The 11,913-nt window shown below is 75.8% G+C and carries 5 protein-coding genes and 1 pseudogene; all 6 read left to right on the forward strand.

What is annotated here, in order from left to right; genetic code table 11:
• The first annotated feature begins 188 nt into the window (after positions 1 to 188).
• Positions 189 to 4,163, forward strand: a complete 3,975-nt coding sequence (locus ACNJ93_RS24975; RefSeq protein ID WP_418959672.1) for a hypothetical protein — start codon at positions 189 to 191, stop codon at positions 4,161 to 4,163.
• Positions 4,164 to 4,176: 13 nt separating this feature from the next.
• Positions 4,177 to 4,854 carry a DUF4255 domain-containing protein gene (locus ACNJ93_RS24980; RefSeq protein WP_418959673.1) on the forward strand — a complete coding sequence of 226 codons (678 nt, stop codon included), beginning with the start codon at positions 4,177 to 4,179 and terminating at the stop codon, positions 4,852 to 4,854.
• Positions 4,854 to 6,881 (forward strand): ATP-binding protein, encoded by a 2,028-nt coding sequence (locus ACNJ93_RS24985; protein ID WP_418959674.1) that lies wholly within the window; start codon positions 4,854 to 4,856, stop codon positions 6,879 to 6,881. The genes ACNJ93_RS24980 and ACNJ93_RS24985 overlap by 1 nt, the downstream gene beginning before the upstream one ends.
• Before the next feature lie 121 nt (positions 6,882 to 7,002).
• Positions 7,003 to 7,710, forward strand: coding sequence for a DUF4157 domain-containing protein (locus ACNJ93_RS24990; RefSeq protein WP_418959675.1), 708 nt, complete (start codon positions 7,003 to 7,005; stop codon positions 7,708 to 7,710).
• Positions 7,707 to 11,480 (forward strand): phage tail protein, encoded by a 3,774-nt coding sequence (locus ACNJ93_RS24995; protein WP_418959676.1) that lies wholly within the window; start codon positions 7,707 to 7,709, stop codon positions 11,478 to 11,480. Before ACNJ93_RS24990 ends, ACNJ93_RS24995 begins: the two co-directional genes overlap by 4 nt.
• A 6-nt stretch (positions 11,481 to 11,486) precedes the next feature.
• Positions 11,487 to 11,887, forward strand: a pseudogene (locus ACNJ93_RS25000) (PIN domain-containing protein); the annotation flags it as partial.
• Between the last annotated feature and the right edge of the window lie 26 nt (positions 11,888 to 11,913).

Here is an 11,913-nt window from a genome sequence, read left to right on the forward strand (position 1 = left end):
CCCGGCACCGGCCAGGGTTTCCCTGAGGAGGGCTGTCCGGATGCCGTCGGCGCCGCCCCGGGGCGTTCCGGGAGCGCGCGGGGAACCGTCCGGGGACGCGCGTGCGACGAAGTGGCTTCGGCTTCACTCGAGGTCGGCGAGGGCTGGGTCTGCTGCTCGCCGTGGTGCTGGTGGGCACGGTGCCCGCCGTGGGCCCCCCGGTCACGGCCGCCGAGCCTCCGCCCGCGCGCGCCGCCGACGCGCCCGCGCCCGACCCGGGCCGGATCGCGTACGTCGCCGACGGCCCGCACCGCAGCCTCGCCACGGTCGGCCCGCGCGGCGCGCTCACCCCGCTGCTGCCGGCCGGCGCGGCGGGCAACGACTGCCAGGCCGCGGCGCGCGGCGACGACCTGGTGTGGGTCAGCGACCGCGACGGCACCGGCGAGGGCCTGTACCGGCGCACCGGCGACGGACCCGTCACCCTCGTGGTCGCGCGCCCCGGCGCGCGGATCGCCGATCCGGTGCTCTCCCCCGACCGGCAGTGGATCGCCTTCGTGTCCTGGGAGAACGACGGCGGCGACGGCAGCTACACGTCCCGGGACCGCTGCGACGCCGCACGGGGCCGGTCCGGGGAATCGGAGCCCTCCGTCTGGGTCGTCCGCACCGACGGCACCGGACTGCGCGAGGCCGTCCGCGACGCGGACTGGGCCGACTGGTCCGCGGACGGCACGGAGTTCGTCTTCACGCGCGAGGAGCGGGCCTACCGGACGCGCGTCGCCGGCGGCGGCGCCGAGACGCCGGTCTCGTATGGGGAGAGTCCTGCGGCCTGGCCCGTCTGGGAGCCCGGTCCGGGCGGCGAGGACCGCATCGCGTACCTCACCCCGATCGACGACCGGGGCCGGCGGGCGCTCGTCGTGGTGCCGGCGGGCGGCCGGGGCGCGGTCCCCGAGCGGCGGCTCGCGTCCGGGGAGGCGTACGGCTCGACGGCCCGGCACGGCGCCGCCTGGTCGCCGGACGGCGACCGGCTCGTGTTCCTCGACGACGAGCCGTACCTCGTGGACCCGGACCGGCCGTGCGCCTGCCGGGGCACCGCGCTCTTCGACCCGGACGAGGCGGTGCTGTACGAGACCGAGCGCGTCGGCTGGTACACGCCGGCGTGGGCCGGTCCCGTCGTGATGGTGTCCGGGAAGGACCCGGAGACGTTCGGCATCGAGCGGCAGCGGGCGGCCGTCCCCCTGGAGCGGCTCGAACTGCGGGCCGCACAGGGCGAGGAGAGCGCCCTCGCCGACCCCGCGTACACGCCGGACGGACGGCGCCTGGCCTTCGTGGCGACCACCGGGCAGCCCGAGGCGCCGGACACCGAACAGATCCTGGTCGGCGACGAGTTCGGACTGGCCCGCGCGGTGCCGCTGCGCTACGAGGGCATGGGCCAGGGCGAGCACCAGTCGCGGCCGGCCTGGTCCCCGGACGGCGCCCGGCTGGCCTTCGCGCGGCGGGCGCGGCCCTCGTCCGCGGACCCGCAGCCCCGGTCGGAGATCGCCGTCGTGGACGTCTCCCGGGGACCGCAGGAGGGGCGGCTGCTCCACACGGTGCCGGGCCGCTCGCGTCCCGGATACGTCTGCCTGTCGGACGACCGCGATCCGGCCTGGTCGCCGGACGGCGGCACGCTCGCCTTCTCGCGGTGGAGCCTGTGCTGGGGCGAGATCGGCGTGGCGCCCGGGGAGCCGCTGCGGGGGATCCGCCGCGGCGCGGGCGCCCTCGACGGCGGCGGCACGCGGGACGGCGGGACGCTGCCGGGCGCGAGCACCTCCGGCAACGACGGCGGCGGCACCTCCGACGGCGGGACCCCGCCCGGGGCGAGCACCTCCGGCAACGACGGCGGCGGCACCTCCGACGGCCCCGTACGGCCCCTGAGCGACAGCCGCGACCGGCACATCTGGACCGCGCCGGCGCAGCCCGGCGGCGGCGCGCAGTCCGACGTCTCGGCGGCCCAGTGCGGCAGCCCCGACTGTCGCGTCGTCGATGTCCGCCCCGCCTACCGGCCCGGCACCGACCGCCTCGCCTTCGTCCGCCAGACCGCCGTTCCCGAAGAGGGCCCCGGACTGCTCGCGGCCCCGCCCTCCGGCTACGAGGGACCGCGCATGGTCCTGGAGGCGCGGCGCGACGGCGCCGCCTGCCGGGCGCTGGTCCCGTTCGGGAACGGCTGCCCCCTGACCGTGCCCGCGCCGGACGGCGAGGCGCCCTCCTACGACGAGCCCGACAACCCGGCCTGGTCGCCCGACGGCGCCCGGCTGGCCGTCGACGTGCGGGTGTCCGGCTGGGACGGCGTCACCGACCGCCGCATCCGGGTCGTCGACCCCGCCGACGGGCGGGGCGAGACGCTGCCCGGCAAGATCTACAACGGGCAGCAGCAGCCCGCCTGGAAGCCCAGCGCCGACCTCAAGGTGTCGCTCACCACCGACGACTCGCCCCTGATGCTGGGCGACACCGGGACCGTCGTGCTCGTCGTGGAGAACCAGGGCGTGGCCGACTCCCCACGCACCCGCGTCCGGCTGACGCTGCCGCCGGGCCTGGAGCCCGCCGGTCCGGGCGACCCCGCGGGGGCCTGCGCCGCCGACCCGGCCGACGCCCGCAGCCTCGTCTGCGAGGCGGGCTCCCTGCGGTCCCGTACGCAGACGCGCATCGCCCTGGACGTCAGGGGCGTCGCACCGGGCGGGCAGACGGTCGGGGCGACGGCGGAGGGCGGTCTGACCGACCACCGGCCGCAGGACAACACCGCGGCGCTCCTCGTGGACGTCGTGGTCCCGGACCTGGCGGTCACCGCCACGGCCACCCCGCCCGTCGTCGACATCCGCGAACCCTCGACCGTGGAGTTCACCGTACGCAACGCCGGCACCGCGACCGCCGAGAACGCCCTGCTCGCCCTGACCGTCCCCCCGGGCCTCACCCTCGTCTCGGGCACGCCCTGCCCGGCGGCCGGCTGCGCCCTCGGCAGCATCGCGGCCGGCGCGGAGAAGAAGGTCACCCTCGTCTACACCGCCGAGAACGCCTTCTCGGGGACGATCGAGGGCCGGGTCACGGCGAGCACCAGGGACGGCGACCCCGGGAACGACCGCGCCTCGGCGGACCTGACGGTCGTCGACCCGCGGCTGCCCGACCCGGCGGTCACCGTCACCGCGACCCCGTCCCGCATCCTGACCGGCGGCCGGTCGACCGTCGCCTACACCGTACGGAACCTAGGCGACGCCACCGCCGAGGAGGTCCTGCTGACCCCCGTGCTCGCGCCCGGAATCACCGTCGTCACCGCCACCCCCGCCTGCCCGGCCACCGGCTGCGCCCTGGGCGACCTCGCGCCGGGCGCCACGGCGACCGTCACGTGGGAGGTGACGGCGGACACGGCACTGCGCGGGACGGTCGCCGGCACGGTCACCACCCCCGGCGCCGACGCCGACCCGACGAACAACTCCGCCTCGGCGCCGCTGACCGTCGACAAGCGGCCGCAGCGGCCCCCGGCGCGCTCGGCGGACCCGGCCGTGTCGGTGACCGCCGGGCCGCGCACGGCGTACACGGGAGGCCGGATCACCGCCGAGGTGACCGTCCGCAACGACGGCCCCGTCACCGCCACCGGGCTGACGCTGACGGTCGCGACGCCGCCCGGGACACGGCTCGTGTCGGCGTCCCGGCCGCCGTGCCTGACCGCGGCCGGCTGCGGGCTCGCGGACCTCGCGCCCGGCGCGCGGACGACCGTACGGCTGCGGCTCGCGGCGGACCGGGCGCTGACCGGCGCCGTCACGGCGACGGTCGCGACGACCGGCTCGGACAGCGCACCCGGCAACAACACCGCGAGCGCGCCGCTGACCGTGCGCCGGCCGGTGCTCGTGCTGAATCCCGAGCTCGGGCCGCCCGGTTCGGTGACGCAGGCGACCGGCAGCTCCTTCCCGCCCGGGGCCACGGTCCGGCTGCGCTGGAGCAAGGGCGTGACCGTGGCGGCCGCCCCGGTGGTCGTACGGGCGGACGGCACGTTCTCGGCGCCGGTGCTGGTGCTCGTCCAGGACGCGCTCGGACCGCGGGAGCTGCGGGCGAGCCACGAGGGCGGATCGCCGCCGCTCTTCCGCCCGGTGGGCGCGGAGTACCTGGTCGTCCCGGGGGTGCTGCAGCCGTCCGACTTCCAGTGGCGCAGGTGAGGAGCGTGACCGCGTGATCCACGAAGTGGACGAGGCGCTGCGGGAGTTGGTGCGCGGCGAGGCGCTGGGGGAGGGCGCGGCCGTCGACGTCGTCTTCGACGCGCCGACCCGTGACTGGGCGGCCCGCCGCAACACCCCCACGGTGAACCTGTACCTGTACGACATCCGCGAGGACCTGCGGCGCCGCTCGCGGGGACGGCAGAACGTCTACGACGAGCAGGGCCGGGTCACGGCGCGCACGCTGCCGCCGCGCTACTTCAAGCTCTCGTACCTGATCAGCGCGTGGACCCAGCGGCCCGAGGACGAACACCGGCTGCTGTCCGCCCTGTTGGCGTGCTTCCTCCGGCACGACGCACTGCCCGGCGGGCGGCTCGGCCCCGAACTCACCTCCACCGGACTGCCGGTCCCCGTCTCGATCGCCCTGCCGCCCCCGGAGGACCGGGCGTTCGCGGACGTGTGGTCCGCGCTGGGCGGAGAGCTGAAGCCCTCGCTGGACGTGGTGGTGAGCGCGCCGGTGGCCACCGCGCCGGTGTACGCGGCCGGGCCGCCGGTGGAGGAGGGCCTGGCCGTGGACCTGTCCGACGTCCACGCCCGGCCGGAGCCGCCGGCTGCCGCGCCCCCGGAGCCCGCCCCGGTCCCGCGCCCGCGCGGTCCGCGGACCCGCCGCCCCGGCCGGCGCACGGGGGCCTGATGGAGTACCTGCTCGGGCGGCTCGGGATCGTCGAGGCGCGGGTCCGCCGCGCCGTTCACGCGCGCCGGGCCGCGGACCCCGAGGCGGACGACCCCTTCCGGGGCCTGTACCTCTCCGACGACGCGGTCCAGCGCATCCTGGACGAGCCGGCGACGCCGCCCCGGCCGGACGACCCCGTGGACGCGGACGACCGGGCGGCCGTGGCGGCCCTGGAGGCGACGGCCGGGTCCTCGCGGCTGCACCGGCTCCAGCGGGACTTCGGCCTGGCGCCGCTGGACGTGGAGCTGCTGCTGATCGCGCTGGCCCCGGACCTCGACCGGCGGTTCGAGCAGCTCTACGGGTACCTGAACGACGACGTCACGCGGCGGCGCCCGACCATCGGCCTCGCCCTGGGCCTGTGCGGGGTGGCCGCCGCGTCGGCGCGGGCACGTGCCCGGCTGACGGCCGGCGGGCCGCTGGTGGACCGCGGCCTGCTTCTGGTCGAGGAGACCGAACGGTCCTTCCTCGGGCGGTCGTTGCGCGTCCCGGACCGGGTGGCGAGCCATCTGCTGGGCGACGACACGACGGACCCCGCCCTGGTGGACGTGGTGCGCCCGGTGCCGGCCGGGGCCCTGCCGGACGGCGCGCTGGGCGACCTGCCGGAGCGGCTGGCCGGCGCCGTCGCCCAGGGCGTCTCGCCCGTGTACGTGCGCGAGCCCGCGGGCGGCACGGCGCGGGAACTGGCGGCCGACGCCCTGGCCGGTGCGGGGCGCACCGCACTCGCCCTGGACCTGGCGCGGCTGGCCCGCCGGCCCGACCCGGCGGCGCTCGTCCTGGCGGCGGGCCGCGAGGCCGCGCTCACCGGCGCCGGGCTGATCGCCGCACCGGCGGAGGCCCTGGCCGAGCGGCCGGAACTGCTGCGGACCCTCGCCGCGCTTCCCGTACCGGTGCTGATGGCCGGTCAGGCGGCCTGGGACCCGCAGTGGGGGGACGGCACCCCGCTGCTCGCCGAGGTCGGTCGGCTGGGGGCCGCGGCCCGGGCGGCGCTGTGGGCGTCCGTGCTGGGCAGGGGGACGGGCGACGCGGTGGCCGCCTTCGTCCTCACGCCGGAGCAGATGCGGCGCGCGGCGTCGGCGGCACGGCAGCAGGCCGTGCTGGCGGGCGGCCCGGTGGGCGAGGCGGAACTGCTGCACGGCGCACGGGCGCAGAACACCTCCGGCCTGGAGCGGCTGGCCCGGCGGATCACGCCCGGCGTGGGCTGGGACGACCTGGTGCTGCCGGCCGCGGTGCGCGGACAGCTGCGCGAACTGGCGGCGCGGGCCCGGCACCGCGACCGGGTCCTCGGCGACTGGGCGATGCGGCCGGGCGGCGGGCGGGGACGCGGGGTGATGGCCCTGTTCGCGGGGGACTCCGGGACCGGCAAGACGATGTCGGCGGAGGTCATCGCCGGGGCGCTGGGGCTGGACCTGTACACGGTCGACCTGGCGACCGTGGTGGACAAGTACGTGGGCGAGACGGAGAAGAACCTGGAACGGATCTTCACGGAGGCCGCGGGCGTCAACGGCGTGCTGCTGTTCGACGAGGCGGACGCGGTCTTCGGCAAACGGTCCGAGGTGAAGGACGCGCACGACCGGTACGCCAACGTGGAGAGCGCGTACCTGCTGCAGCGGATGGAGACCTTCGACGGGCTCGCCGTGCTGGCCACCAACCTCCGGGCGAACCTCGACGAGGCGTTCACCCGCCGTCTGGACCTGGTCGTGGACTTCCCGCTGCCGGACGCGGCGCAGCGGGAGGCGCTGTGGGACCGGTGCCTGGGGCCCGCGCTGCCCCGGGCCGACGACCTGGACCTGGCCTTCTGCGGGCGGGCGTTCGAGCTCGCGGGCGGCGACATCCGCTCGGCGGCGGTCACGGCCGCGTACCTGGCGGCGGAGGCCGGCCGCCCGGTGTCGATGGCCGACCTGGTGGCGGCGGTGGCCAGGGAGTACCGGAAGCTGGGGCGGCTGTGCCTGGAGAGCGAGTTCGGGCCGTACGTCGGGCTGGTGCGGTAGGTCCGCCGGCTGCCCGAAGGGGCAGCCAGGGGTGCCCCCGGCGGGCGCCCGCGGCCCCTCCCCGGAGGCCGTCGCGCCGGGGAGGGTGGCGGGGAGCGCCGCCACCCAGGCAGGGGGAGAGATGCACGGACACGAGCAGGGACACGACCACGACGCGGAGTGCCCGGCCGGTCCGCGGCCGAAGGCCGACCAGGACGCGGCCGGCGCCCCCGACGCTCTGCTGCTCAAGGCCGCGGCCGGCGGCCGGGCCGACGCGCTCGGCCCCGCGGGGATGCTGCGGCTGCAGCGGGCCCTCGGGAACAACGGCGTCGGGGCGGCCCTCCAGCGTTCCTCCGTGCACGACGTGGTGAACTCCGGCGGCCGGGCGCTCGACCCCGAGGTCCGCGGCGACATGGAGGCCCGGCTCGGCCACGACTTCGGCGACGTACGGATCCACACCGACTCCGCCGCCCACGACTCGGCCAAGGCCGTCAACGCCCATGCCTACACCGTCGGTTCGCACGTCGTGTTCCAGCGGGACGCCTACGACCCGGGCTCCCACCGGGGCCGTACGACGCTGGCCCACGAGCTGACGCACGTCGTGCAGCAGCGTTCGGGTCCCGTCGACGGGACCGAGACGGCCGGCGGCATCAAGGTCAGCGATCCGTCGGACCGGTTCGAGCGCGAGGCCGTGGCCACCGCCGAGCGGGCGATGGCCGCCCCCGCCCCCGTGGCCCCGGTGCAGCGCGAGGCCGCGGTGTCCGGCGGCGAAGAGCCTTCCGCCCAGGGCCTGTTCGTGCAGCGCGCCGGGGGCGAGGAGGCCGAAGAGGACGAGGCCCCGGCGGAGTGAAGGCCGCCGGGGACCGGTCCGCCGGGGACGAGCCGGTACGGGACGGCGCCGGGCCGCGGCGCCCCGTACAGTCCGGCGCGCCCGCCGCCGCCCGGCCCCGGGCCGTCGACGCCCGCACCCTGCAGCGGCTCCAGGCGGGCGCCGGGAACGCGGCGGTGGCCCGGCTCGTGGCGCGCCCCACGGGCGGCGCGTCCTCCGGCGCGGCCCCTGCCGCCACCACGGCCGCCGGCGCGGCCCCTGCCGTGCAGCGTCTCGACGCGCTGCCCGTCGCCCCCACCGGTCTGACGCCCGCCACCGACCCCCGTTTCAAGAAGGTCGCCGGGGACCTGCGGGCCAAGAAGGCCGTGCTCACCAAGCACCCCACCGCCGCCTCGCAGGCCAAGGCCGCCCAGGACGCGGCGAAGCCGCCGGGGGACGACAAGGAGGCGCAGGCCAAGGCGGCGCAGGCCGGCGAGATGGGCACGGCGAAGCCCGGCGTCTTCGACAAGGCGGCCTTCGTCGCGGCGGTGTCGGCGGCCATCGCGGCCAAGGCGCCCAAGACGCTCGACGAGGCCGACACGTTCACCGCGTCGGGGAAGACCGACGAGATCAAGTCCCAGGTGGCGGGCCAGGTCACGGCCGGCAAGGAGGGCTCGGCCAAGGACATCACGGAGAAGACCGCGAAGGCCCCCGACGAGTCGAGGGCGGTCGAGAAGCCGGTCACCCCGCTGCCGGGACAGCCCGCCCCGCCGACGCTCGCACCCCCGGACCCGAAGGCGGCGGCGGTGGCGAAGGCCCCACCCGAGCAGACGGACCTGAGCACCGGGCCCAAGGAGACCGACGCCATGATGGCGCAGGCCAAGGTCACCCCGGAGCAGCTGGCCGCCTCCAACGAGCCGCAGTTCAAGGAGGCGCTGGACGCCAAGAAGGAGTCCGACGTCCACGCGGCCACCGCCCCCGCGCAGTTCCGCGAGAAGGAGGCCGCCCGGGTCGCCGCCGAGCAGGGCGGCGCGGCGGCCGCGGGCCCGGCCGGCGTCCAGGCGATGACGGCGGCGAAGGCGGGGGCCGCGCAGCAGGTGGCGGCAGGCCAGGGCGCCGCGCAGTCCAAGGAGGAGCAGGAGCGGGCCCGCGTCGCGGCGGAGATCAAGGGCGTCTTCGACGCGACGAAGAAGGAGGTCGAGGGCATCCTCGGCGCCCTCGACACCGAGGTGGAGACCGCCTTCGACACCGGTCAGAAGGCGGCGAAGGCGGCCTTCGACGCCGACCACCGCACCAAGATGAAGGCCTGGAAGGACGAGCGCTACTCGGGCGTCACCGGCGCGGCCCGCTGGCTGGCGGACGCGGTGCTCGACCCGCCGCCGCGGGCGAACCAGATCTTCGCAGAAGCGCGGCTCGTCTACGAGCGCGAGATGCGGACGGTCATCTCGGACATCGCCGACCTGATCGGCAAGCGGCTGGCGGACGCGCAGAACGCCATCGCCCGGGGCAAGCAGCGGATCGCCGACAAGGTGGCCGAACAGCCCGCGAGCCTGCGGAAGTTCGCCCAGCAGGCGGCGAACGACATCGGCGGCCAGTTCCGGCAGCTGGAGTCCTCGGTCGCGGAGAAGTCCCAGTCGCTGGTGCAGGACCTGGCGGACCGGTACGTCGCGGCGCGCGGCGAGCTCGACGAGGAGATCAAGAAGCTCCAGGAGGAGAACAAGGGCCTGCTCAGCAAGGCGAAGGACGCCGTCGCGGGCACGATCGAGACGGTCCTGAAGCTGAAGGACATGCTTCTGGGCGTGCTGGCCCGGGCCGCCGGCGCCATCGACAAGATCATCACCAACCCGATCGGCTTCCTCGGCAACCTCGTCAACGCGGTCAAGGCCGGCGTGACCGGCTTCGCCGCGCGGATCGGGGAGCACCTCAAGAACGGCCTCAAGCAGTGGCTGTTCGGTCAGCTGTCGGCGGGCGGGATCGAACTCCCGGAGACCTTCGACGCCAAGGGGATCATGCGGCTGATCCTCTCGATCCTCGGCCTGACCTGGACGAACGTCCGCGCCCGGATCGTGGCGCGGATCGGCGAGCCGGCCATGGCGGCTCTGGAGACCGGGTTCGAGATGGTCCAGGTGCTGATGGCCGAGGGCCTGGGCGGCCTGTGGAAGTGGATCGTGGACAAGCTGGCCGACCTCAAGGACACGGTCGTCGGCGCGATCAAGGACTTCGTGATCGAGAAGATCGTCACGGCGGGCATCACCTGGATCGTCTCCCTGCTGAACCCCGCCTCGGCCTTCGTGCGGGCCTGCAAGGCGATCTACGACGTGGTGATGTTCTTCGTGAACCGCGCCGCCCAGATCAAGTCCTTCGTGGACTCGGTGCTCGACTCGGTCGAGGGCATCGCGAACGGTGGCGGGGGCGGCGTCCCGGCCATGATCGAGGGCGCCCTGTCCAAGGCGATCCCCGTGGTCCTCGACTTCCTGGCGAGCCTGCTGGGCCTGGGCGGCATCTCCGCCAAGATCAAGGACATCCTGGAGAAGGTCCAGGCCCCCGTGATGAAGGCGGTCGACTGGGTCATCGACAAGATCGTCAACGCGGGCAAGAAGATCCTGGCCGCCCTGAAGAAGAAGGCCGAGGGGCCGGACGTGCGCACCATGGCGGAGAAGGAGGCGGACGTCGCCAAGGCCAAGGAGGCCGCGGGGAAGGCGCTGAAGGCGGAAGGCGCCACACCGGAGAAGGTGCGAAAAGCCCTTCCGGACATCAAGAAGACCTACCGGCTGACGAACATCGAACTCACGGGCAGCGTGCAGGCCGGTTACCAGGTACAGGTGGAGATCAATCCGAGAGCGGCCACGGATCTCGTCACCCTCAACGACATCGGCGTGCCCGTCGAAGAGGTCAAGGCGGCCGTGGCCGACGCCCGCGCGCAGCTGCGCACCGCCCAGGGCAAGCTGGCGGAGCGCCGAGCCGACGGCGGCAAGGAGCCCTTGCTCGCCTGCGGCGGGGGTGTCGAACGTACCGTCGGCGGCGGGCAGGCGGGCAGGGCCGCGGCGGACTCGCAGCGCAATGAGCGCGGGACGAACGAGCACTCCGAGGCGTTCGTCAGGGCGCGAGCGGAGGCGGAAGCCGCGGCTGCGCGGGTGACGAGCTCGACCGAGGTCGGCAAGGAGCTCCTGAAGGCCAGGACGCAGGAGGAGCGCGACGCGCTCATGGCCTCGCACCGTGCGGCCGTGCGGGAGGCGAGGGCGGCTGCCCGCGCCGCCGAGTCCCTGGCCGGGGCCGACCCCGGCCAGGCCCGGCTCCGGCTGGAGGGCGACGCGGCGAAGTGGGACGAGTTCGGCCGGCTTCCCAAACTGGGCATGGGCCCGGCGGAGGCGGGGGACGACAAGGAGTTCGACGACCGGCTCGACGCGGCCTTCGCCGACCCGGGCGTGTCGTATCCGGACTCCGCGCGGCCGACGGGCGGGGCGTCGAACGCCATGGCGTCGCTGGAGGACCGCAGGACACCCGACTACGCGGGGGCGATGACGCCCGGCAACGAGCACTACGTGCCGACTCCCGGTCCCAACGACCGAGGAGGGCTGTCCGGCACCAGTGCGATCGTCCACGCGGAGAAGATGGCCTACCGCGCTGCCTCGATCTACCACCAGGGCACCAATGCCATCGGGGTGACCTTGCACCAGTGCGACGACTGCCAGGCATGGTTCCGCAGCCAGGCGGGCAGCGCCGGCAAGTTCCTCGTGGTCGCCGACCCCGGCGCGACGCGGATCTTCCTCCCCGACGGCCGCGTCACCACGGCCGAGCAGCTCGGCCTCTGAGCGGCCGCCGTCGTCGACTCCGCGGATCCGGCGCACCACGACTCCAGGAAAGCCGCGGCGGCGTGCGGCGTCCTCGTGGCCACGCCGCTCGCCCTGACGGAGGTGCACCAGGTCGCCGGCAGCCGCCTCGGGCGAGCCGCGGCCGACGCGATCCTGCGGATTCCGGCGGCACGGGTGCGGCAGACGCGACTCGTCCTCGCGCCCCCCACCGCCGAGATGCTCGACGCCGCGCTGGCCGTGCGGCAGCGCTACGCCTCGCTCGACCTGGACCTCGTGGACGCGGTGAACGTCGCCCTGGCCGCCGAGTACGACACGGACCTCCTGCTCACCCGTGACCTCCGCGACGTCCGGGCGGTGAGGCCGCTGGGGACCGGTACGCGCACTTCCGGATCCTGCCCGACGACCTCCTCTGGCCACCGGGCCCGCCAGGGCC

Source organism: Streptomyces tritici (genome assembly GCF_048500665.1).
Classification (GTDB): domain Bacteria; phylum Actinomycetota; class Actinomycetes; order Streptomycetales; family Streptomycetaceae; genus Streptomyces; species Streptomyces tritici.

Excerpts from the sequence above, each read along its gene's own strand:
- ACNJ93_RS24985 (WP_418959674.1), top strand. The coding sequence starts at position 4,854 with ATGGAGTACCTGCTCGGGCGGCTCGGGATCGTCGAGGCGCGGGTCCGC.
- ACNJ93_RS24990 (WP_418959675.1), top strand. The coding sequence starts at position 7,003 with ATGCACGGACACGAGCAGGGACACGACCACGACGCGGAGTGCCCGGCC.